The organism is Bacillus sp. 165, assembly GCF_017742235.1.
In the GTDB taxonomy this organism is placed as follows: Bacteria; Bacillota; Bacilli; order Bacillales; family Bacillaceae_G; genus JAGHKQ01.
On sequence record NZ_JAGHKQ010000022.1, the window covers coordinates 1 to 22,340 of the forward strand.

24 protein-coding genes, 2 tRNA genes, 1 rRNA gene and 5 pseudogenes are annotated in these 22,340 nt (G+C 37.2%); 24 read left to right on the top strand and 8 right to left on the bottom strand.

The window, feature by feature from the left end; genetic code table 11:
- From rrf to tsaD, 7 genes are all read left to right on the top strand, one after another.
- Positions 1 to 95 (top strand): 5S ribosomal RNA (rrf, locus tag J7Q84_RS17400); the annotation flags it as partial.
- A 17-nt stretch (positions 96 to 112) separates the two neighbouring features.
- Positions 113 to 189: transfer RNA gene (locus tag J7Q84_RS17405), tRNA-Met, on the top strand.
- Between the two features lie 2 nt (positions 190 to 191).
- Positions 192 to 267 (top strand) — tRNA-Asp (locus tag J7Q84_RS17410).
- Positions 268 to 637: 370 nt separating this feature from the next.
- Positions 638 to 1,111, top strand: coding sequence for a tRNA (adenosine(37)-N6)-threonylcarbamoyltransferase complex ATPase subunit type 1 TsaE (gene tsaE / locus J7Q84_RS17415; RefSeq protein WP_209096390.1), 474 nt, complete (start codon positions 638 to 640; stop codon positions 1,109 to 1,111).
- Entirely contained in the window at positions 1,092 to 1,781 is a 690-nt protein-coding gene (gene tsaB, locus J7Q84_RS17420) for a tRNA (adenosine(37)-N6)-threonylcarbamoyltransferase complex dimerization subunit type 1 TsaB (protein ID WP_209096391.1), read from the top strand. Before tsaE ends, tsaB begins: the two co-directional genes overlap by 20 nt.
- Before the next feature lie 13 nt (positions 1,782 to 1,794).
- Complete coding sequence (gene rimI, locus J7Q84_RS17425) at positions 1,795 to 2,244, top strand: ribosomal protein S18-alanine N-acetyltransferase (protein WP_209096393.1); 450 nt, start codon at positions 1,795 to 1,797, stop codon at positions 2,242 to 2,244.
- The gene (gene tsaD / locus J7Q84_RS17430; RefSeq protein WP_247739344.1) at positions 2,244 to 3,266 is read left to right on the top strand and encodes a tRNA (adenosine(37)-N6)-threonylcarbamoyltransferase complex transferase subunit TsaD; all 1,023 of its coding nucleotides are present in this window, start codon (positions 2,244 to 2,246) and stop codon (positions 3,264 to 3,266) included. Before rimI ends, tsaD begins: the two co-directional genes overlap by 1 nt.
- A 217-nt stretch (positions 3,267 to 3,483) precedes the next feature.
- On the opposite strand, the gene J7Q84_RS17435 is transcribed toward tsaD, so the two are convergent.
- Positions 3,484 to 5,424: an ABC-F family ATP-binding cassette domain-containing protein gene (locus J7Q84_RS17435; protein ID WP_209096394.1), complete on the bottom strand. Its 1,941-nt coding sequence runs from the start codon at positions 5,422 to 5,424 to the stop codon at positions 3,484 to 3,486.
- Between the two features lie 207 nt (positions 5,425 to 5,631).
- On the opposite strand from J7Q84_RS17435, the gene J7Q84_RS17440 reads away from it, so the two are divergent.
- On the top strand, positions 5,632 to 6,267 hold the full coding sequence (locus J7Q84_RS17440) for a redox-sensing transcriptional repressor Rex (RefSeq protein ID WP_209096395.1): 636 nt from the start codon (positions 5,632 to 5,634) through the stop codon (positions 6,265 to 6,267).
- A 41-nt stretch (positions 6,268 to 6,308) separates the two neighbouring features.
- On the opposite strand, the gene J7Q84_RS17445 is transcribed toward J7Q84_RS17440, so the two are convergent.
- Together J7Q84_RS17445 and J7Q84_RS17450 are read right to left on the bottom strand one after the other, a co-directional pair.
- Positions 6,309 to 6,497, bottom strand: a complete 189-nt coding sequence (locus J7Q84_RS17445; protein ID WP_209096396.1) for a YdiK family protein — start codon at positions 6,495 to 6,497, stop codon at positions 6,309 to 6,311.
- 2 nt (positions 6,498 to 6,499) lie between these two features.
- Positions 6,500 to 7,240 (bottom strand): CPBP family intramembrane glutamic endopeptidase, encoded by a 741-nt coding sequence (locus J7Q84_RS17450; protein WP_209096397.1) that lies wholly within the window; start codon positions 7,238 to 7,240, stop codon positions 6,500 to 6,502.
- Positions 7,241 to 7,699: 459 nt separating this feature from the next.
- On the opposite strand from J7Q84_RS17450, the gene groES reads away from it, so the two are divergent.
- From groES to J7Q84_RS17495, 9 genes are all read left to right on the top strand, one after another.
- A complete protein-coding gene (gene groES, locus J7Q84_RS17455; RefSeq protein ID WP_209096398.1) occupies positions 7,700 to 7,984 on the top strand; it encodes a co-chaperone GroES in 285 nt (94 codons plus the stop codon).
- A 37-nt stretch (positions 7,985 to 8,021) separates the two neighbouring features.
- On the top strand, positions 8,022 to 9,659 hold the full coding sequence (groL, locus tag J7Q84_RS17460) for a chaperonin GroEL (RefSeq protein WP_209096399.1): 1,638 nt from the start codon (positions 8,022 to 8,024) through the stop codon (positions 9,657 to 9,659).
- A 127-nt stretch (positions 9,660 to 9,786) separates the two neighbouring features.
- Positions 9,787 to 10,707: a tyrosine-type recombinase/integrase gene (locus J7Q84_RS17465; protein ID WP_348519874.1), complete on the top strand. Its 921-nt coding sequence runs from the start codon at positions 9,787 to 9,789 to the stop codon at positions 10,705 to 10,707.
- 110 nt (positions 10,708 to 10,817) lie between these two features.
- Positions 10,818 to 11,207: a GIY-YIG nuclease family protein gene (locus J7Q84_RS17470; protein WP_209096403.1), complete on the top strand. Its 390-nt coding sequence runs from the start codon at positions 10,818 to 10,820 to the stop codon at positions 11,205 to 11,207.
- A gap of 38 nt (positions 11,208 to 11,245) precedes the next feature.
- Positions 11,246 to 11,500, top strand: coding sequence for a hypothetical protein (locus tag J7Q84_RS17475; RefSeq protein ID WP_209096407.1), 255 nt, complete (start codon positions 11,246 to 11,248; stop codon positions 11,498 to 11,500).
- 292 nt (positions 11,501 to 11,792) lie between these two features.
- Complete coding sequence (locus J7Q84_RS17480) at positions 11,793 to 11,990, top strand: hypothetical protein (RefSeq protein WP_209096409.1); 198 nt, start codon at positions 11,793 to 11,795, stop codon at positions 11,988 to 11,990.
- Positions 11,990 to 12,532: a GIY-YIG nuclease family protein gene (locus J7Q84_RS17485; protein ID WP_209096411.1), complete on the top strand. Its 543-nt coding sequence runs from the start codon at positions 11,990 to 11,992 to the stop codon at positions 12,530 to 12,532. Before J7Q84_RS17480 ends, J7Q84_RS17485 begins: the two co-directional genes overlap by 1 nt.
- Before the next feature lie 328 nt (positions 12,533 to 12,860).
- Positions 12,861 to 13,619 carry a hypothetical protein gene (locus tag J7Q84_RS17490; RefSeq protein ID WP_209096413.1) on the top strand — a complete coding sequence of 253 codons (759 nt, stop codon included), beginning with the start codon at positions 12,861 to 12,863 and terminating at the stop codon, positions 13,617 to 13,619.
- A gap of 556 nt (positions 13,620 to 14,175) precedes the next feature.
- Entirely contained in the window at positions 14,176 to 14,349 is a 174-nt protein-coding gene (locus J7Q84_RS17495; protein WP_209096415.1) for a hypothetical protein, read from the top strand.
- 1,201 nt (positions 14,350 to 15,550) lie between these two features.
- Here the strand turns inward: J7Q84_RS17495 and J7Q84_RS17500 are convergent.
- Together J7Q84_RS17500 and J7Q84_RS17505 are read right to left on the bottom strand one after the other, a co-directional pair.
- Complete coding sequence (locus tag J7Q84_RS17500; RefSeq protein WP_209096417.1) at positions 15,551 to 15,748, bottom strand: hypothetical protein; 198 nt, start codon at positions 15,746 to 15,748, stop codon at positions 15,551 to 15,553.
- Position 15,749: 1 nt separating this feature from the next.
- Positions 15,750 to 16,121 (bottom strand): DUF1413 domain-containing protein, encoded by a 372-nt coding sequence (locus J7Q84_RS17505; RefSeq protein ID WP_209096419.1) that lies wholly within the window; start codon positions 16,119 to 16,121, stop codon positions 15,750 to 15,752.
- Positions 16,122 to 16,218: 97 nt separating this feature from the next.
- Between J7Q84_RS17505 and J7Q84_RS17510 the strand changes: the two are divergent.
- Positions 16,219 to 16,588, top strand: a pseudogene (locus J7Q84_RS17510) (recombinase family protein); the annotation flags it as partial.
- 249 nt (positions 16,589 to 16,837) lie between these two features.
- Positions 16,838 to 17,980, top strand: a complete 1,143-nt coding sequence (locus tag J7Q84_RS17515) for a DNA cytosine methyltransferase (RefSeq protein ID WP_209096421.1) — start codon at positions 16,838 to 16,840, stop codon at positions 17,978 to 17,980.
- 72 nt (positions 17,981 to 18,052) lie between these two features.
- Here the strand turns inward: J7Q84_RS17515 and J7Q84_RS17520 are convergent, their stop codons facing one another.
- Both J7Q84_RS17520 and J7Q84_RS17525 read right to left on the bottom strand, forming a co-directional pair.
- Entirely contained in the window at positions 18,053 to 18,946 is an 894-nt protein-coding gene (locus J7Q84_RS17520; RefSeq protein ID WP_209096430.1) for a Cfr10I/Bse634I family restriction endonuclease, read from the bottom strand.
- Positions 18,939 to 19,310 (bottom strand): helix-turn-helix domain-containing protein, encoded by a 372-nt coding sequence (locus J7Q84_RS17525; RefSeq protein ID WP_209096433.1) that lies wholly within the window; start codon positions 19,308 to 19,310, stop codon positions 18,939 to 18,941. Before J7Q84_RS17525 ends, J7Q84_RS17520 begins: the two co-directional genes overlap by 8 nt.
- A gap of 683 nt (positions 19,311 to 19,993) precedes the next feature.
- Here J7Q84_RS17525 and J7Q84_RS18775 point away from each other — a divergent pair.
- Positions 19,994 to 20,098 (top strand): annotated as a pseudogene (locus J7Q84_RS18775) (hypothetical protein); the annotation flags it as partial.
- A gap of 94 nt (positions 20,099 to 20,192) precedes the next feature.
- Here J7Q84_RS18775 and J7Q84_RS18710 read toward each other — a convergent pair.
- Positions 20,193 to 20,404 (bottom strand): annotated as a pseudogene (locus J7Q84_RS18710) (tyrosine-type recombinase/integrase); the annotation flags it as partial.
- A 500-nt stretch (positions 20,405 to 20,904) separates the two neighbouring features.
- On the opposite strand from J7Q84_RS18710, the pseudogene J7Q84_RS17530 reads away from it, so the two are divergent.
- The 4 genes and pseudogenes from J7Q84_RS17530 to J7Q84_RS17545 form a co-directional block, all read left to right on the top strand.
- Positions 20,905 to 21,069: pseudogene (locus J7Q84_RS17530) on the top strand (rhodanese-like domain-containing protein); the annotation flags it as partial.
- 44 nt (positions 21,070 to 21,113) lie between these two features.
- A pseudogene (locus J7Q84_RS17535) lies at positions 21,114 to 21,658 on the top strand (sulfurtransferase TusA family protein).
- 12 nt (positions 21,659 to 21,670) lie between these two features.
- On the top strand, positions 21,671 to 21,904 hold the full coding sequence (locus tag J7Q84_RS17540; protein ID WP_209096435.1) for a glutaredoxin family protein: 234 nt from the start codon (positions 21,671 to 21,673) through the stop codon (positions 21,902 to 21,904).
- Between the two features lie 12 nt (positions 21,905 to 21,916).
- Positions 21,917 to 22,309, top strand: coding sequence for a DsrE/DsrF/DrsH-like family protein (locus J7Q84_RS17545; RefSeq protein WP_209096437.1), 393 nt, complete (start codon positions 21,917 to 21,919; stop codon positions 22,307 to 22,309).
- Positions 22,310 to 22,340 lie beyond the last annotated feature (31 nt).

Below are 22,340 nucleotides of genomic sequence, written 5' to 3' on the forward strand. Positions count from 1 at the left end.
GTCACACCCGTTCCCATTCCGAACACGGAAGTTAAGCTCTTCAGCGCCGATGGTAGTTGGGACCTTGTCCCTGTGAGAGTAGGACGTCGCTAGGCCGATATATTATTATTATCGCGGGGTGGAGCAGTCTGGTAGCTCGTCGGGCTCATAACCCGAAGGTCGCAGGTTCAAATCCTGTCCCCGCAACCAATGGTCCCGTGGTGTAGCGGTTAACATGCCTGCCTGTCACGCAGGAGATCGCCGGTTCGATCCCGGTCGGGACCGCCATTTTTATAAAATAGAAGAGACGAAACAGAGGGTTTCGTGTTTTTTTATGTTTACAATACTATACATAAAGCTAAGCACCCTTAGGAAAACCTCCTAAGGGTTTTTTGTTAAAGCTATAGAATACATAGTGAAATAGTTTGAACATGTATATTTTAAGGGTATTTACCCTGGATTCGTAGCAGGATTCGTCTAGTAGCATTAAAAAGGCTAAGGCAAGACTTCTTCTTTTTACTAAATAATGTACAATGTGTAACATTGAGTAATGCTGCTAGTATTAAAAGAAATAAGAGGTTATTTTCTGGTACGGTTGTTCAAGCGGTGTATAATCGGATATACTACGAATAATTGAAGACTGGGCGGGTGAAATACTTTGTCTACTTATGAAATTATTACTTCTTCTCCGGAAGAAACGATGGAGCTCTCAAGAAAATTAGGAATGATAGCAAGACCAAAAGATGTCTTCATTTTAGAAGGAGATTTAGGAGCAGGGAAAACAACGTTTACTAAAGGACTAGCAAAGGGGTTGGGAGTAAAGAGAGTAGTAAATAGTCCCACGTTTAATTTAATTAAAGAATATCAAGGGAATCTTCCTTTGTATCATATGGATGTATATCGCTTAGAAAACAATGAGGAAGATTTAGGATTTGATGAATACTTTTATGGAGACGGAGTAACTGTTGTTGAATGGGCTCATTTGATCGCACCATATCTCCCTTCCACTCTTTTAAAAATAAGTATCTATCATGAAGGAGAAGAAAAGAGGCGGCTAGTACTTGAACCAGTAGGAGGCCGTTATATTCAATTATGTGAGGAGCTTTTAAACGATGAAAGTATTGGCTATTGATACTTCCAATTATACTATGGGTGTAGCATTATTGGATGGAGATACTGTTGTCGGAGAAATAATTACGAATTTAAAGAAAAACCATTCTGTACGTTTAATGCCGGCTATAGAACAATTGATGAAAGAGTGTGAGATTAAACCAAATCAATTAGAGAAGATTGTAGTTGCTTCTGGTCCAGGCTCTTATACAGGTGTACGGATTGGAGTGACGGTGGCAAAGACCATGGCTTGGTCTTTGAATATTCCAATCGTCGGTGTATCCAGTCTAGCAGTGTTAGCAGCAAATGGTTCGTATTTCTCCGGATATATTTGTCCCCTTTTTGATGCAAGAAGACAGCAAGTTTATACAGGATTGTATGAATATACAGGTGAAACGATAACCATTATAGAAGAGGACCAGATTATTCTTATTGAAGATTGGCTTCAGCAGTTAAAGGAACTAGATACACCAATCTTATTTTTAGGGAATGATGTATCTATTCATCAATCAATTATTAGGGATACTCTTGGAGAGAGGGCAGTTTTTGCTAAGGCTCCTGAATATAACCCTAGACCAAGCGAGCTCGCATTTTTAGGATTAAAAAAAGAAGAGCAGCCTGTACATGCTTTCGTTCCGAATTATATTCGCTTAGCGGAAGCAGAAGCCAACTGGATTGCTAACCAAAAATGATAGAGGGTTTATAATGAATACTTTAGTAGCATTCCGCCAAATGACGGAAGAAGATATTGAACAAATTGTTAAAATCGAGCAGGCATCTTTTGCTATACCGTGGACATATGAAGCATTTGAACGTGAATTAATCGTTAACGAATTTGCTTGTTATACGGTTATGGAGGAAAATGGACAAATCATTGGTTATTGCGGACTGTGGATTATTTTAGACGAATCCCATATAACAAATATAGCTGTTTTACCTGAGTACCGAGGACGAAAGTTAGGTGAAATGTTATTGCAAAAAGTTATGGAAAAGGCAATAAACTTAGGAGCGAAAACAATGACACTAGAAGTCCGAGTATCTAATGAACCAGCTAAAAAATTATATCGTAAAATGGGCTTTCAAGACGGCGGCATTCGCAAGAAATACTACACGGATAATGGAGAAGATGCTCTTGTAATGTGGGTGAATTTATAATGACAAAAGAACATATCATTGTATTGGGAATTGAAACAAGTTGTGATGAAACTGCAGTTGCGATAATTAAAGATGGAACAGAAATACTCTCAAATGTGGTGGCATCACAAATTGAAAGTCATAAGCGATTTGGAGGGGTTGTTCCAGAGATCGCTTCACGTCATCATGTAGAACAAATTACAATTGTACTAGAAGAAGCGATGAAACAAGCAGAAATAACATTTGATGATATTGATGCTATTGCAGTGACGGAAGGACCCGGGCTTGTTGGTGCACTTTTAATAGGTGTAAACGCTGCAAAGGCTCTAGCTTTTGCTCATGATATTCCACTCGTACCAGTTCATCATATTGCCGGACATATTTATGCTAACCAACTTGTAGAGGAATTAGAGTTCCCGCTATTAGCGTTAGTAGTGTCAGGAGGGCATACAGAGCTCGTGTACATGAGAGAGCATAATTCCTTTGAGGTGATTGGGGAAACAAGAGATGATGCAGCAGGAGAGGCATATGATAAGGTAGCGCGTACATTGTCACTGCCTTATCCAGGGGGCCCGTATATTGATCGGTTAGCTCATGAAGGTCAACCTATTATTGATTTGCCTCGAGCGTGGCTTGAGGCCGATTCTTATGATTTTAGCTTTAGTGGTTTAAAATCCGCTGTTATTAATACCGTTCATAATGCGAAACAACGAGGAGAAGAAATTGCACCTGAAGATTTAGCTGCAAGCTTTCAAGAAAGTGTTATTGATGTATTAGTGACAAAAACATTAAGAGCTGCACAAGAGTATAAAGTAAAGCAAGTGTTGCTTGCAGGAGGAGTAGCTGCTAATAAAGGGCTGCGTTCGACCTTAGAAACGAGCTTTACAACTCTAGATACTATGCAATTAATCATCCCGCCACTTTCTCTGTGTACTGATAATGCGGCTATGATTGCAGTTGCCGGAACAGTTGCGTATCAAAAAGGGAAACGGGCTACACTAGCACTAAATGCTAATCCAGGCTTAGATATCGAGAGAATGTAATAAGTTATCCACAGGTTAATCAAAAAAATGTTGATAACTTGTGGAATACATCACTTTCCTCTTAGGATAAAGCGGTATCATAATGATTAGAATCTTGTTTGATAATGTGGATAATGTGGAAAAAACAGTGGAAAACCTATATATGAAAGAAGTAATTGTGTATAAAATTGTGGATATTGTGAGTATAAAAAAAGTCAGTGTGTGGATACACTGACTTTTATATTTCTAGCTGCAACTTTTCCCATTCTTCCATATGAGAATGGAGACGGTTTTGTAACTTTTGTTTCTCATCGTTGATATGTTGAAGTTTTTCATAGTCTTGATACACTTCAGGTTGACACAATTCTTCTTCTAATGCAGTGATTTCTTCTTCCAGCATCATAATTTCTTCTTCTAGCTCTTCGATTTTACGGATACGCTGCCGCTCTAATTTCTTTCGTTCTTTTTCTTCTAAATAACTTTTCTTTTCTTCGGTTTGATTACTATTTGTTACTACAATAGGGGCGTTCTTTTCTATTTCTATGCTTTCACGCTCTAACATCTCCGCTTTTTTTGCTGTATAGTAATCATAATCTCCTAAATATTGATGAACACCTTGTTTGGACAGTTCTAACACTTTGGTAGCAACACGATTAATAAAATAGCGATCATGAGAAACGAACAAGATTGTACCAGGAAAGTCTATTAAAGCATTCTCCAGTATTTCTTTACTGCTTAAATCTAGATGATTGGTCGGTTCGTCCAGAATTAAAAAATTAGACTTTTGCATCATAAGTTTTGCAAGAGCCAAGCGTGCTTTTTCACCACCGCTTAAAGAAGAGACGGGTTTTAGTACATCCTCTCCGGAAAAAAGAAAATTTCCAAGTACTGTACGAATTTCTTTTTCAGGCGTAAGAGGGAATTCATCCCACAATTCGTTTAATACGCGTTTCGAAGATGTTAAATCTGCCTGCTCTTGATCATAATAACCAGTAGCAACATTAGATCCAAAAGTAATTGTGCCATGCTGCAGAGAAATTTTATCGATTATGGATTTGAGGAGAGTAGATTTCCCAATTCCATTTGGCCCTACTAATGCGATGCTGTCTCCTCTTGAAATTTGAAAGGTAATGTTTTCGATAACGGGTTGTTCTTTTGTATAACCGATAGCAGCTTCTTTTACTTGTAGTACATCATTGCCGCTTGGCCGTTCAATCTGAAAATGAAAAGATGCTGATTTTTCATCTCCGAGAGGTTTGTCCAGTACATTCATTTTTTCAAGTTGTTTTCGTCTGCTTTGCGCTCGTTTCGTAGTAGATGCCCTAGTGATGTTCCGTTGTACAAAGTCTTTTAGTTTGGCTATCTCTTCTTGCTGCTTCTCATATTGTTTAAGCTCCTGCTCATACCACTCAGCTTTATATTCTAGGTATTTACTGTAATTTCCAACATAACGCTTGCTTTGTGTATTGGAAATTTCATATACTTGTGTAACTACTTTATCTAAGAAATAACGATCGTGAGATACAATTAAAATGGCGCCAGGATAGCCTTGTAAGTATTGTTCAAGCCAAGTAAGTGTTTCAATGTCCAAATGGTTCGTCGGTTCGTCCATAATAAGGATATCCGGTCTTGTTAGCAGTAATTTTCCTAATGCCAAACGTGTCTTTTGTCCTCCGCTTAATGTGGAAATATAGGTAGTATAGCTGTTGCTGCTAAATCCTAAACCGCTCAATATAGAACGAACATCAGCTTCATATTGATAGCCGTCTTTATCCTTGTAAAGCTGCTGTAAACGGTCGTATTCTTGCAGCAATTTCTCATATCGAGCTTGATCTTGTAAAATTTTCTCTTCGCCCATATCGTGTTCAATCTTTCGGAGGGAAGCTTCAATTTTGCGAACCTCGTCAAAGACAGTCAGCATTTCATCCCATATAGTAAGGGAAGTTTCAAGGCCTGTATTTTGAGCTAGGTATCCAATCGTAACATCCTTAGGTTTTATCACTTCTCCGCCGTCATAAGATAATTCTCCAGCAATAATTTTTAATAAGGTTGATTTACCAGCACCGTTGCGACCAACAAGAGCAATGCGGTCATTTGATTGAACTTCGAGCTTAATATTGGATAAAATAGTATCAGCACCGAAAAGTTTAGTGATTTGATTTACTTGTAAAAGTATCAATAAGCCCACCTCAATTCTTTACATAAAATATATTTTTATTAGCACCACCTGCATGGAACTTATGTTTTTCAACATTACTAAAAATGGTGTATAGTTGATTTTAAGGATAACCGTCTTTTTACATTATACAAGGAAAGTTTTACAATGATAATCTTTCGTGAGTTTTTTACACCTTAATATATAGAAGGATATGAGAGGAGGGAGAAAATGGATCAACCTAAAATTCCGCAAGCTACTGCCAAACGATTGCCATTGTATTATCGATTTATTAAAAATCTGTCTCTTTCTGGAAAACAGAGAGTATCATCTGCGGAACTCAGCGAAGCGGTTAAAGTGGATTCCGCTACAATTCGAAGGGACTTTTCTTATTTTGGAGCCTTAGGAAAAAAAGGGTATGGTTATAATGTAAACTATCTCCTTTCTTTTTTTCGTAAAACGCTGGATCAGGATGAAATTATGAGCGTTGCTCTAATTGGTGTTGGCAATTTAGGAACTGCTTTTCTAAACTATAACTTCACGAAAAATAATAACACAAAGATTGAAATCGCTTTCGATGTAGATGAAGATAAAATCGGTAAAAAAATTGGCAGTGTTATGGTCCATAACCTTGATAATTTGGAAGAGGAATTGCCTGCCGAGGTAAGGGTTGCTATCTTAACAGTTCCTGCAGGAGCGGCTCAGCCTATTGCAGATAGATTGGCGCAAAAAGGAATTCAAGGTATTTTGAATTTTACGCCTGCCCGCATTAATGTCCCGGAGCATATCCGTATTCACCATATTGATTTAGCGGTGGAATTGCAAACCTTAGCGTATTTTCTAAAAAATTATCCGTCAAATGAATAAAACGTAGGCTATGAGCCTACGTTTTATTTGTTATCTCTTTTTTATTTGTTGATTCTTCTATTCAAGATTAGTAAACGGAGTGCTAATCCAAAATCTAAAGTTGCAATAAAAATGAGCAGAAGTGTATAAAAGTTCCAAATGGTGTTCTCTACACTCATGATTGCTAAATATGTAAAAACAGAGCCGAGTAAAAAGTAAAGAGACCCCATCAATAATGGTGAACTTCGCATAATTAGAATCCTCCGATGGATGATTGCAGCTGTTCCGCTTGTTTCATAATCTGTTCAATATCATCTTTGAAGACAACTTGAATCAGAATGACAAAAGTATTCATCATAACGTGTGCCATTATAGGAACGATAATTCGTTTTGTTTTGACATACAAGTATGCAAATACAAATCCCATCGATGTGTAAATCAGCAGATGCGTAAAATCAAAATGTACAGCTGCAAAGATGAGAGAACTTAAAATCGCTGCAATAAAAAAATTTGTTCGTTTATATAGTGTACCAAATAAAATCTTTCTAAAAACAATTTCCTCTAAGATAGGAGCGAGCACCGAAGTAACAAGAATAAACCACGGTGTTAAGGTCACAATTTCTATTAAATTTTTTGTATTTTCTGATTGGGCTTTAATATTAAGCAGATGTACCTCAATATTTGCCGCAACCATTTGTGCAATCAGAGCCAGAAATACTCCGCCAATCATCCATCCAATCGTACCTGACATATCCGCACGACTTCGGTCTAAATGGCGGTCTTGTATATCCTTTCGGAGTAAAAATAGAATAATTAAAAGAGCTGCTACAAAGCTAATGATAGCCCAGTGACCAGAAGCAATTTTTAACTGTGTCCAAATATCTCGATTCCCTTGTTCATACAAACCGGATTTTATGAGTAACGGTACACCGATAGCGCTGGACAGCTGCATCAATACATACGTAAGAATGACAAACCAGTAACGCTTTTCCAAATTATATGACCCCTTTTTATGTATAGAATATTATAGAAGAAAAAAGGAAAATGTTTTTTTGTAGAGAAACAGTTATTAGGCAGGTGATTTCAATTTATCTTTACATGAAACATATCTGTAAGAAAAAGTACCATTCCAAACGACCACTTCATCTCATTGTACCATATAATATGTCTGGAAATCGTCAGGAATGAATTAAATGTGTATCGGCAACAATAGTACGGTGTGTATAGGGGTGCATGGAGAGATACTGTTGTTGGTAGAATGATTGTCAAAAATGATGTGTGATTTGAAATATCCCTTAACTAAAAAGAGTATAGTTAATGTTTCATAAAAAAAGATATCTTTTTACTTGCAAACGGAATTTAGATTCATTATTATAATAAGTGTGTTAGCACTCAATGATAAAGAGTGCTAATAATGATGAGTATTTACATAAGTATAGAGGAGGTTGTTTGAATGTTAAAGCCATTAGGTGATCGCATTGTAATTGAGCTAGTTCAAGCAGAGGAAAAAACTGCAAGCGGTATTGTATTACCAGATACTGCAAAAGAAAAACCTCAAGAAGGTAAGGTAGTGGCAGTTGGAACAGGTCGTGTACTAGACAATGGTGAGCGTGTGGCTCTAGAGGTGGCTGCAGGCGACCATATTATCTTCTCCAAATATGCTGGCACAGAAGTAAAATACGAAGGTAATGAATATTTAATTTTACGTGAAAGCGACATTTTAGCAATTATTGGTTAATATACAACTTTAAAAAATTAAGGGGGTCAAGATTAATATGGCTAAAGAGATTAAATTCAGTGAAGACGCTCGTCGTGCGATGCTTCGCGGGGTAGATACACTTGCAAATGCTGTAAAGGTTACACTTGGACCAAAAGGACGTAACGTTGTGTTAGAGAAGAAGTTCGGTTCTCCTCTAATTACAAATGACGGTGTAACAATCGCTAAGGAAATCGAATTAGAAGATGCATTTGAAAACATGGGTGCAAAATTAGTAGCAGAAGTTGCTAGCAAAACAAACGATGTAGCTGGTGATGGTACAACTACTGCAACTGTATTAGCGCAAGCGATGATTCGTGAAGGCTTGAAGAACGTTACAGCAGGAGCTAATCCAATGGGTGTTCGCAAAGGAATGGAAAAAGCGGTAACTGTGGCGATTGAAGAATTAAAGGCTATTTCTAAGCCAATCGAAGGAAAAGCTTCTATCGCTCAAGTAGCAGCTATCTCAGCGGCTGACGATGAAGTAGGTCAATTAATTGCTGAAGCTATGGAACGTGTAGGTAACGATGGTGTTATCACACTTGAAGAATCTAAAGGCTTTACTACAGAATTAGATGTAGTAGAAGGTATGCAATTTGACCGCGGTTATGCATCTCCATACATGATTACTGATTCTGATAAAATGGAAGCAGTTCTAGAAAACCCATATGTTTTAATTACAGATAAAAAGATTACAAGCATTCAAGAAATCTTACCTGTATTAGAGCAAGTGGTACAACAAGGCCGTCCTTTATTACTAATTTCTGAGGATGTAGAAGGGGAAGCGTTAGCTACATTAGTAGTTAATAAACTTCGCGGTACATTCAATGCAGTAGCTGTAAAGGCACCTGGTTTCGGTGACCGCCGTAAAGCGATGCTAGAAGATATCGCGGCATTAACTGGTGGAGAAGTAATTACAGAAGAATTAGGCCGTGAGCTTAAATCTGCTACTTTAGCATCTCTAGGCCGCGCTGCTAAAATTGTTGTAACAAAAGAAAATACAACAATCGTAGAAGGTGCAGGAGATGTAGATGCGATTTCTGGACGTATCAACCAAATTCGTGCGCAATTAGAAGAAACAACTTCTGAGTTTGACCGCGAAAAATTACAAGAACGCTTAGCAAAATTAGCTGGCGGCGTAGCAGTAATTAAAGTTGGTGCAGCTACAGAAACAGAATTAAAAGAACGCAAACTTCGTATTGAAGATGCTCTTAACTCTACACGTGCAGCAGTAGAAGAAGGTATTGTTGCAGGTGGTGGTACTGCATTAATGAACGTATACAATAAAGTAGCTTCTATCCAAGCTGATGGCGATGAAGCAACTGGTATCAACATCATATTGCGTGCATTAGAAGAGCCTGTTCGTCAAATCGCTCAAAATGCAGGTTTAGAAGGCTCTGTAGTAGTAGAACGCTTAAAACATGAAGAGGTAGGTAATGGCTTTAATGCTGCTACTGGCGAGTGGGTTAACATGGTAGAATCCGGTATCGTTGATCCTACTAAGGTTACACGCTCTGCTCTTCAAAACGCTACATCTGTTGCGGCTATGTTCTTAACAACTGAAGCAGTTGTTGCTGACAAGCCAGAACCAGCTGGTGCTGCTGGAATGCCTGACATGGGCGGCATGGGTATGGGCGGTATGGGCGGCATGATGTAAGGCTTTTAAGCCTTTCGTCAGAGAAATAGTTAAGGTTATTTCTTTCCCTTTCTTCACTCATTTTGTGAAGTAGTCATGTGAAAAACTTATATCAATAGCAATAACCACTTCCTATAAAATTTAGGGAGTGGTTTTTTTGTTGTTAAAATTTGCATATCAAGACTTTTTGGATGACAGACGTTTCAAGAACACGACTAAAACGAACATCAAAAATTATGAGATGCTTTTAGGGAAATTTGTGGATTACTGCATTGAGAGCCAAGTGGTAAATGCTGAAGACATTACTTACAGCCATGTACGGCAATATCTTTTGTATTGCCAAGAAAAAGGCGACAAAGCGGGAACAATCAATACCAAGCTTTTGAGGATACGGGCATTTTTAAATTATTTGGTTGAATGTGAAGTCATTAAAACTAACCCTGCCAAGAAAATTAAACAACAAAAAGACGATGTAAAGATTGATGTTTTCAGTGATGAACAAATTAAGCAAATGTTGAATTTTTACAGACGTATCAAACGGCGAGAAAAAAGTTATGTTGCATATCGGGATTACATGATTATTATAACGATTCTTGGCACAGGGATAAGACGGGGGGAAATTATCAACCTTCAATGGTCTGACGTTGACTTTGTAAATAAATCAATATCAGTATTCGGAAAAAGCAGGAGAAAAGAAACGATTCCCATTACGGATAAGTTAGCAAAGGAACTGGCAGGGTATCTAACTTTCTGTAAGCAATATTGGGGAAATTTAAGCGACTATGTTTTTGTAAAGCGAGATAATACCCAAATGACTGACAACTCATTGATGTTAGTTTTTAAGTATCTGGGGCAAAAAATGAATTTTAAAGACATACGTGTATCCGCCCATACGTTTCGTCATACATTTTGCCATAGACTCGCTATGTCTGGAATGAGTGCCTTTGCCATCCAGAAGCTTATGAGACATCAAAATATTGCGGTTACAATGAGGTATGTTGCTATGTGGGGGAACGAGTTGAGAGAGCAAAATGATAAGTATAATCCCCTTAATTCATTAGATGTTTAACAAGGGTAAATTCTTTTGGAAAAATCCCAACAAATGAAAAATTGAATTAAGGGTTATATAAAGCGGGCATATAATTCGATATATTAAGTTTCTTGGAGGGGCATTGTAGCATGATAAAAATAGACATAGACTGCAGTATTATTTTGATTGAGAGAAAGGATATCAAAGAGGGGATTAAAGCCTTAAGAAAACGTAGTCGTATTGCTGTTCTCACAAATGGCATTTATAGGCTCTATAATAAGGACGGTGTTCTTTTGTATATCGGAAGAGGTAAAAAGGTTCTTAATAGGGTTATTGACCATATGACGGGCAAAAGCTTGAATACAAGGCACTTTTTCGAAGAAATAGAGCATGCGGAAATCCTCATATTACCATCATGCAGTAGAGGGAGAATAGAGAGTCTAGAGCAGTATCTTATTAAAGTATTTAATCCCAAATACAACGAACTCAAATGGTCTGATTACACCATTATGAATCTAATTAAAGATTTTGAAGTATAAAGCAATAAAAAAACCGTTCATCACTTTGGTGAACGGTTTTGCTTTTGTCTAAGACCTTATTTGAAATCAAAGGTATTGATGATGCCTTTGACAAGTTTGTACATCATGGCTCTCTATTGTTCATCTCTTTTGATGTTAACATGGTATCTATGATTAATTTAATCGCATTAGCAGGACAAGGCTTTACAGTTTGGCTCAGATTCAATTCTATTAGCCTAGACGACTCTTGGGGAAACGGGGCGCTATCAAATTGTCCACAATCGAGTGCTAGAGCGATTGAAGGGCATGTATGAATAAAATCAATATATTATTAATATTCACTTCGTAATGAAAATGAAATATAATCTTTACTTTATCTTAACAATAAAGAAAACTATCTGTTATTTGCTGTTTAATCGTTAAATCTAACTTATTGGATGTGTGCTCAAAAGTGTCAGTAAAACTATAGGGAATCAGCATGCACCCTTAGTATTATAGTGGTTTTAGTATAATGAGGGTATATCAGACGAGACATATCTCGTTCTCTTATTTAACCATCAAGGACTTATTGAATTCCAAAATACAACCAAGAACAGGAGAATAATGATGAATCTACAAACAGAAGTAAGAATGAATCTAGCGCAGCAAATGATTACAGTCAAAGCAGTTGCACATGAAATACATGTGGAGGCCAACTATTTACGCAAAGTATTGAGAGAAGATAGAGACCTATCCAAAGCAATGAAGCAGAAGTTAGAGCGATATCTAGAGCAAAGTAAATTTGATAAGGAGAATGTTTTGTAGTGGATAAGATATCTGTAAAAAAGTTTGAAGATGTGCCAAAGATGATTAACAGTTTAAGAGAAGTCAGTGGACTATATATATTCCACACGCTTGGTCATATATGGTATATAGGCAAGGCGGTAGACCTCCAAAACAGATTTGTAACTGCGTATGTGAAGAAGGGTGGAACTCCTGCTCATATCAACAAAGGTCTGAAGCAAAGGATTGATGCAGGATGTGCAACAAGCGTTGTATTCGTGCCAATGGCATTGGAATTGATTGAAGCAGAAGAGATAAGAGTTATTCGCAAAGCGTGTCCATGGTTTAATGAGTCACACAATCCTAGAACAAAGACCAATGCAATACAAGCAATGGTAGGAGAAATTGTGAATGAAAGTGGAAGAGAATGGACATATGATGAGATGATTAAACACTTATTTCGGCATTATAATGCTCAACTCGGCTGCAGTAGGATTGAACAGGCGCTGTTAAGCAACTGGAAAGAATCTTATTGCAGTAGAAGTAATAAAGAGCGAATGCTGAGACCTAGAAACTCAGCTTGATATTGGTCAAAATGCAAATCCTAGACTCCCCTAAAAATGGGGGGGGTGTAGAGGATGTTAGAATATACTCCCCTAAAAAAAGGGGGTCTAGGTGGACAAACCCTATTAAAAAACGGGAGAATGTGGTACTGTAAAAAGACCCAAAATTAAGAAGAGAGAAGAAATGAAGAAGAGAGAAATACTATGCCCCCCGCCCGCAAGCGGTCTCGGGGAGCATAGTTAAATGAGTCTCTAAATCTAAATATGAAGGGAGAGATGAATACATGTGCTTGAGCAACACATGGTCAGCGTAAGCTGTCATTCTGCTGAAAGATAAGGATAATGTAAAGTGTCAGAAGTAGAGTTACCAAAATCAATAATTGAGGAGCAAAAAGAGTCATTCATTATGTTCCCTAAAGTCCTACTGCATGAGAGTGATTACGAGGGAAGAGACCTAGATATACTTCATCTTGCGATGATTAAATCATTGGTTAACAACCTTACCCAATCAGCTATGACAAGTATTAATGACTTGATGCTTGTTAGAGGCGTTAATCCTAAGAATAAAGAAGCTAGTCAGGCAACGAGGGAGAGCATTATTCGCTTGCAAGCGATGAACTACATCACTATTTATGAAGATAGACCAATGACAAAGCAGGCAGTGAAGCTGAAACCTGCTCAGACATATTTCATTGCGCCAACTGGTGAGAAAGAGGAAGGGAACTTTGCAAAGGTATTCGAATCTGATATTGAGAAGATAACCATGATGCAATCAAATTACAAAGCAAAGCTATTCATCATCTATTTAGCTATCGTGTCGCATCTGTACTACCATAAGAATAAATCTATGGAGCATAAAGCAGTATGGGCAACCATTGAATCTCTTGCCAAGATGACACAGCTAGATAGAAAGACAGTGATGAAGTATATAAAGCATCTGCATGAGAACAAAGTGCTATTCTGCATCACAACTAAACTCGAGGCGAAGAAGAACAAGAACTTCTATGGTAGATACAGGCACAAGGAGTTGATTATAGAAGAGGCAATAGTAAATACAGAAGCTTTGCGAAGAGAAGATGTCAAGTTGCTTGAAGGTGTAGTTGAATAAGGTTTAGGGGATATGGACTGTATGTATTGTACAGTCCTCTTTTTATGGGAGCAGGAATTGGGATGAAGCAGGATGTTATACACAGCACTTCTAAAATAACCGATGCGAGAAGAATGACGTTGAGGAACTCCCGTAGCTTATTGTTTACCAGTAAATCCTTATCTATCTCTCGATACGAGTCACGATTAAAATGATGAGGTGTAAAATGAGGTCAATTTACTCAATATCACTTGTTCCCTTCTGGATGTTGTCGAGACGAATGGAGTAATATCAAAGACTAAACCCTTATCGGAATTCTAAGACATTTCAAAATATAGGGAAGATGGACGGTATAGCCAAATAAAATAAGAGACAAATAATAGAAGATATAAAGTAGAAGTTAGACGGCATAGGACATCAACTGAGAATGAATTATATTGCGGAATATGTATATAGGTGTTTCCTGATAACAGTAATACTGCGTAGGTTTGTTACAATTTTAGGGAAATATGAATGTATGTAAAATAATGGTTAATTATGTTATGATGTTCATGTGAAAAAGAAAGGAGGGAGTTTTATGAAACGCAATGGAGTTGAAATTCCCAAATCACAAGAATATTTCTGGAGCAAAGAGTGGCAGGATAGAATAAAGGCAAGTGAAGAAGACCTTACAAAAGGTAATTATAAAACCTTTAAGACAAAAGAGGAATTGTTTGCACATTTAGACTCTTTAAAAGATGAGGAGAGATAGAAAATATCATTTTTCATGTGCAAATATGGCTCATTATATAGAGGGATGGCTGTAGCGGATGCCGCCAAATACAAAGATGTAGATAATGTGCTACTCATAAATTGGTATGAATGAAGAGGGAAGGTATAGCATCCCTGTTCTTCTTGGCGTGAATTTTTTTGTCCCAGTTGGTTAATGAGATTTTGATTTGATGAGTTATCTATACACATACCAAAAACACAGGGCAGTCCATAAAGGATTGCTCTTTTTATATGCCCTGAGACCGCACAGGGGCAATTCTGAGAGGTGAGATTTTATAACACCCCTATTATTCAAACGATGCAGAAGAAGGTATAGGGGGTACAAAAGCACATTTTCTGTGGTCTCTGTTTTGGGTACTGGACATAGGTTGGGTCAAATCTGCGTCACGAAAGTTTGCGATTCCTTCGATTCGAACAAGAAAGTTGAAACGTACATTATACGTGTCAGGTCAAAATCGAGGGGTATGGTTCTTAACCGTTCCTTCAACTCATAGTTTAATATTTCAACTTCCAGTTTAAATTATTCTGAGGCTTTAGGAGGCTCGTGTAGGCTCGTTTTGGTTTCTGTTGAGTTTAAGGTAAGGGGCATGAATCTATGAAAAGGGTCTTAAAATAGATTATGTGCAGGGCGAGAGGGACTTGAACTACCACAAATCACGTAATGCGGTTGGTGATGAATTCGATTCGACTCAACTCAACTCTTAATGACAAGCAGTTGTATAAAATATGAGTATGTTTCTAATGTTTTTCCCGTTCTTTCAATGCTATCTGTATCGTATAGGTAAGGCTTATAAAAAATACAATAATCTAGAAATTTGCTGAAGTTTGACCGAGGGAGTTCCGACACGAGAAAAGCCATGCCTTATGTCTTTGCAGTGAACGTATGGAGGGAATGGCTACTTCTGTGCATGAGCATGGCTACAATTTATGCAGGAGTAGGAAAATGACCTTGTAGGAAGCCGTATGCCGTATGCCGTGCGCTTCCGTTTAAGGGAATGTAAAGGTCATAGAGAATTCAACCTCGCACGGAAGCATGTCAATTCTTTGTAATTTGAAACCCATTGTAATTTCAACCCAACCTCTTAGTTCCTGTGGCAGACGGTAAGCTACGGCTTCCCTATTCTTTTCCTTCACAAATAGGTTTTGAAACACTTGAACCGCAGTAGTATAAGTTAATCAAATTATTCTGTTCCAACAACTAAATATTTTTTAATATCGATTGTATCCTCCAAATCGCAGAGCCTACTTTCCATTGCAGTTTCAATCTCCCTCTCTAATGCTTCATCCCTAAATCCTAACTCATACAAGGCATTTTGCACCTCATTATGAATATCCTGACGCATTGCATCAGGGAGTTGAAAGATGTATGTTGTTTTCATTCTATTCGCTCCTTTTACGATACCATTGTGCATTGCCAGAATCCTTTTTGGTAGGTACTATGGGCAGCCAATTTCTCTTTTCCACCTTATGAATAATCATCCTACCCAAAGTTCTTCTTGCTGTGATGTCAATACTTCTCCAAATCACAGGGTCAAAACAATCACGAACTCTAAATTCTTTGTCATCATTTCTTTGTAGAACTGCTTCTTCAAACAGCTTCAGAAGTTCTTCATAATCTACTTCTGTATCTGGTTTTTCATCAAACAACAGATACCTTAAATACTCAGGTATGCTCCCATACCCATTTTCAAGTGCCTGACCATAAAGAGCATCGTATTCTTCGTCTGTAACATTCAAGCGAATAAGTTTCACTCAAAACACCTCATTTTAATTGTTGTTGTAAGTGTACAACTACAACAGAAATCTGTCAATTATGAATTTGCTGTATTTGATGACAAGGCAACATAACTTAGTGACAAAGCTAGACCGTCTGGCTCGTAACACGAAAGAGGGAATTGAGGTAATTGAAGGTCTGTTTCAGAAGGGTATAAAGGTGCATGTGCTGAATGTAGGATTCTTGGAGGACACAACAATGGGGCGATTCTTTCTTACTACGCTGCTTGCTGTGGCTGAGATGGAGAGAAACCTAATTATTGAACGTCTTGCAAAGCAAAGTGAAGACTTCAGAGAAGGTAGACCAAGAAAAGCATTCTAAGCAACAAGTAGAACATGCCCTGATGTTGCTAGGGACTCACACATACAAAGAAGTCGAAGCTATGACAGGTATTACGAAAAGAACGTTCATTCGCAGGAAAAACGAGCATTATAAAGAAGGTTAGACTATAATGTTCTAAAAGAGGGAAAGATGATTTAATGGTTGAAAACATCAAGTATATATTCGTGAGAATGGGTGACTTTTCTACAAAAGGAAAACCCAGAAAATGCAGATATGATTTGCATGAATGTATGTGTTATGCTAGGTAAAGAAGAGTGACTTAGAACAAGTATTCGTTTATAATAGTTTTCATCATGGTAACACATTAGCTTTGTGAGATTTTTGTAAAATTCAAATAAAGAGGAGGTAGGCCATGCGAGTAGTTTCATTATTTTCGGGTGCTGGCTTCCTAGACTTAGGTTTTAGTGAGAATGGGTATGACGTGACTTGGGGAGCAGAAATTGAAAGGGAATTTGCAAGGGCGCATAATTATAATCTTAGGTTAAGATACGGACATACAGAGGACAAGGTGCGGAATGTTAGTGTTACTGAAATCGGAGCAGATGAGATTCCGTTTGAGAATTGTCGTGGCATAATAGGTGGCCCGCCTTGTCAAGATTTCTCAAAGGGTAATGCTAATAATCCTGGGGTTGAAGGAGAGAGAGGGCGACTAGTCTGGGATTTTTTGGAGAAAGTTTCTCACCTAAGACCCGATTTCTTTTTGTTTGAGAACGTAGCGGGTTTGTACACAACTAAAACACATAGGGAGAACGCTCTTTTCCCAATGCTCAATATCTTTTCTGATATGGGGCAAGTATATCCATGGGCAGAAGGTTTGAGATATAAAACATACTTTGAGGTATTAAATTCACTTGATTATGGTATTCCGCAGGATAGGCAGCGGGTATTTATAGTAGGGTTTAAAGAAAATATAGTTAATACTTTGAGAGAAAACAATATGCCTGAATTTGAGTGGCCTATAAGACTGACTCCTAATGCCAAGAGGCAGTTCAATTGGCCTGAGCCATGGGGGTTTGGAACAGAAGTAGATGAAGAAGAGTTTATTAACAACTTAGAAGTTCCATACGGACTAACTGTCCATTCGGTTATTGGGAATCAAGAGGAGTTACGGGAACTTCCAAACCATGTCTACTTTAATCCGTATTCCCAAAGATTTCATACTGTAGCAGAGGGAGATACGGCAAGAAAGTCATTTAAGAGATTACATCGTTTTAAGTATAGTCCTACGGTTGCGTATGGTAATAATGAAGTTCATTTACACCCAACTGAACCACGTAGACTATCTGTTCGGGAGGCACTACGTCTTCAATCTGTACCAGATTGGTATTCTTTCCCAGATGATATGGCGTTAGATAAGATGTTTAAGATGATTAGCAATGGAGTTCCTTATAGGCTTGCAAACCTGTTAGCAAGGCAAATCCAAATAGTAATGAATAATTACGACAATGTGATTCAAAATCAACAAGTCACTCCACAAGCAGTTGCTGTAGAATGACTTATTGAGTGTAATCTTAGCATAATGTTTAATGTATGGTTTCTTGTTAATGAATTTAACAAGGGCCTTTTTTTATTTTAGAATTTTTGTAAACATTTTGTTGATGTCATCGAAGGTAGTTAACGAGAAAATGTCATCAACAGCACGCTCTGGAGGGGTATCTACATTAATGATTGAATGTGTAGCTGCGGTTTGTAAAGCATCATCATCAGCTTGTGAAATTTTCTCGCTGGAAGCGCCATAGTATCGAAATCTTGGATGGCGATTCCAATTCCTCATCTTGAGGTGTGCAAATAATGCCTTTAGGATGTTTCCCTCATGTACAACTTGTAATCTTCTATCTGGACGTAGTGATGTTTTAATACCAACACCAGCAACGAGAGAGTCCCAAGATACATTACCCTCTAAGTATCTGTATAAACCAGAGGCTTCCTCTAGTTGAGGAAGATTTAGTGTTTGGATTCTTTCATTAAAAGCCTTCTGCACGAGGCTTTCCTGTTTGACAATAAGTAGGTCAGGATTTGAAGTAATTAAACGAACATTCTCTCCACCAGTATGTGTGAGTAATGAACGGTCAAGTTGGCTTATCATTTCTGAAGTTTTTGGGTTGAAAATTCTTCGGAAGTCAAATGTCTTAACGTTAGGCATCTTAACGATAAGGATATCATTCAATTGATTTTCGATACGAAAGTTCCAAGCGAAGACAGCTACGAACGCTTCAAACCATGTTCCTCTCGTGTTGGAAAAAGCACCTTGATTAGGTACTTCGAATCCTTTTGCCTTTGCGACATTTTTAACGTAGTTCTCAAGCAAATCTAAACGTTCCTTTATAGTCCCTGTAGGAAGTCCATTTGCAAATAACTCAGTCAATGCGTAAAGAGGCTTTATACGTGTTTTAAGTTCTCCCTTTTGGATATGCTGTTCAACACAATTACTGGATTCGTAATTGCTAACTAATTCACTCATTTTTTCCCCCTCCTTTTAATCTAGCCTCAAGTTCCCACAATTCCCTTGCAATGGTGTTTAGTATGTTCTGGCTGTCTGAACTAAGTTCCTTGAAAGTATTGAGGTCGAGAACTGTATAATCGTTTTGCCCTTGATTTTGCCCGAAAAGGATTAAATCTACACTAACCCCTCTTGTCCTTGAGAATCGCATCAAAAAATCTGTACTGGGTAGTGTTTTACCTGAAATATATCGATATATGTGTTTCTCGGAATATGATAAATCTTGGGATAAAGATTTTACTGTACCTTTCTTATATTTCTTAATTCGTTCACCTATCTTTTTCTTAAGGCTACTGTCTTTGTTTGGATTAAAGTCCAGTTTCAATCACCTCCTTGATTTAAGGATAACTTCACTGTGGGTGGGCGTAAATCGTACAAATATGTCCTTATAAATGGACTTATAGGTCTTAATTTTGCGATTTTCTAGGTGTTTTATGTAATTTTTGCCCTGATTTATAAGTGGTTAATGCCGTGCGTTGATTTAGGAGGTATTTAGGGAAATGTATCGAGGTTGAAGAATTAGGAATTACTAAAACATCAAGTAAGGCTGTAAGCATAGTGCCTACAGCCTTCAACTCAATAAAGTTGTTATTTGAATAATTGGTTTAAAAGTGAGAGAGCATGATGCTGTTTTTTTACATCAGCATCAGTCATCTAAATATACTTCCGAACCATAGACATATCAGAACGCCCTAGAATTTTCTGAAGTGAGAAGGGGTTTCCTCCGTTTGTGATGTAGAATAAGCCTTCTGCTCTTGTATGATGGAATGTATGCGGTGAGACAAGCTTGTTGATGATTTCTGCATAAGTATTATAAATATAGAAGATACTCGAAAAAATCCGTCTGTGGATGATACTATTTGATAATGGTTATTGCAGGTTAAAGACCCTTTTTTCTAGATTACTTTACAGCTTTCTGTCACTACTTTATAATTAAAGGTGAAGCTTTATCACGAGAAGTGGTTAGTGCTAATTGAGTGTAGGTAATACATGATTATATAAAGGTTTTCAGCATCTGTTGCAGCTATGTTCTTAACAACTGAAGCAGTTGTTGCTGACAAGCCAGAACCAGCTGGTGCTGCTGGAATGCCTGACATGGGCGGCATGATGTAATAAAGGTTTTAAAACCTTATTATAGCAACGTCTAAAATGATAATATGCTTTTCTTGTTATGGCATTTGTCCTCGTTTTCTAACAAACACCGAATTCACGACAAATGAAAAGCTAACCATAGGTGAAGGTCTTTCATCAGTTTGCCAAACTGTTGAGAGGCCTTTCTTTCATATATGCGGTCAGATGGGTATAGATATTGATTGTAGTATTAATATCCGTATGTCCAAGCTGCTGTTGTATTTTTTAAATACTGACTCGAGTGTCAATCAATAATGAAGTGTGGGTATGTCTAAATGAGTGCGGAGTTCGAACGGTATTAGAAATATTCCAGAGGATAGAAGCATTAAGTTAGCTTAAAAATAATAACCATAGTTACTGGGAACAGCATAATTTATTAAAAAGATACCTAACAATTCAACCAGAAAAATAGAAATTGTTTGTTGATATTTAAGAAGTACTCATGAATGAAAAGTCAGAGGCTTGATTGATAAAATAATGTATATGTGCGTTGACAAAATACCATATGGGGTATATATTAGTATTATCAACGATGGTTTTCTCATAATTTATGAGAATCGCTTTATTTAAGTTTAATCGTTATTGGTTATTTTATCTCAACTAAGAAATTTACCGATAATAAGATCTCAGCAAATAAATAAAAAAAGAACTGGCATTAAGCGGGTTACAAGAAGTGGATATAAGGGATTATAGCTAGCTTTATAAAAGTTAGATAAAAGGTGTACTTAATATTCCAGTGGTTTACAGTAGTAGGTATTACAAAAAAGTAACCAAAAGAAATTTGGTTGTTATTAGCATTCCATCTGTATGAATTAGATAAGTCTAAAGAATATATCATGGTTTGCCGTTTTGGCGGGAGGCGTGACCGAGCCTCTCAATACATTGAAAGTTACGGATTTAATGTAGTTAACATGGTAGGTGGAATACTTGCATGGGATGAGGAAAAGGAATAGATTTTTTTTAGAAAATAAAATACCCATACAGGTAAAAATATTTTATGGAATCATTAAAAACAGACTTTATATTAGATACAAAAGGATTAGCGTGTCCAATGCCAATTGTAAAAACAAAAAAACAATGAATGCTTTACCAACTGGTCAAGTTTTGGGAGTTCAAGCAACAGATAAAGGATCAAGAGCAGACGTTTAAGTATGAGCAAATAATCAGTATCTGGGCACAATTGAAGAAGGTGATGTATTAAAGTACTATCTAAAAAAATCATCAAATGATAGTGCAATTGAAAGAAAACATTAAGTAATGAAGAGCTTGGTACTAATGGGAATATCGTGGTTCTTGATGTAAGAGAGGCAGTTGAATGTGCGTTTAATCATATTCCTAACGCTATCTTTATTCCATTAGGAGAATTGGAAGATCCTTTAAACGAATTAAATGTTGATGATGAAATCTATGCAGTATGTCGGACAGGAAACCGCAGTGATCTTGCTTCTCAAAAAATTAACGTAAAAATGTTTTATTAATGTGATTAACGTAATTTCAGGTATGAGTGCTTGCACAGGGAAAACGGATACTTTAAACAAGTAGGAGGTTATGAATATGAACACAGTGACAGTATACACTACAACACGTTGTCCATATTGTGTCATGTTAAAAAACTTTTTAGCAGATCAAAACATTCTTTTCAAAGAAGTGAATGTTGAAACCCAACCAAAGGTTATGCACGAACTTGTAAACAAAACAGGACAAATGGGAGTACCACAAACAGAGGTAAATGGTAAGTGGGTTGTTGGTTATGATCCAAATAGTATTATGATTGCATTAAACAAATAGGAGGAATTAGAAATGAATAAAGTAGCAATTATCGCAAGTAATGGAGGATTATTTGATGCATATAAAGTATTTAATATTGCAACGGCAGCGGCAGCATCTGATCAGGAAGTAGCGATTTTCTTCACATTTGAGGGTTTAAATTTAATTCACTTAGAAGCAAATAAACAATTACCAATGCCTGAAGGAAAAGAGCACTTTGCAGAAGGATTTGCTAAGGAAAATGTTCCATCTATTCCAGAACTGGTGGAGATGGCTTTGGAAATGGGCGTTAAGTTTATTGGATGTCAGATGACAATGGATGTAATGAATGTAACAAAAGAAGATTTTGTAGATGGCATCGAAGTCGGTGGAGCAGTCACATTTTTAGAGTTTGCAAAAAACTCGGATATAACATTAACATTTTAATCAGCGTGCAAAAATTTTTTAATCATAATAA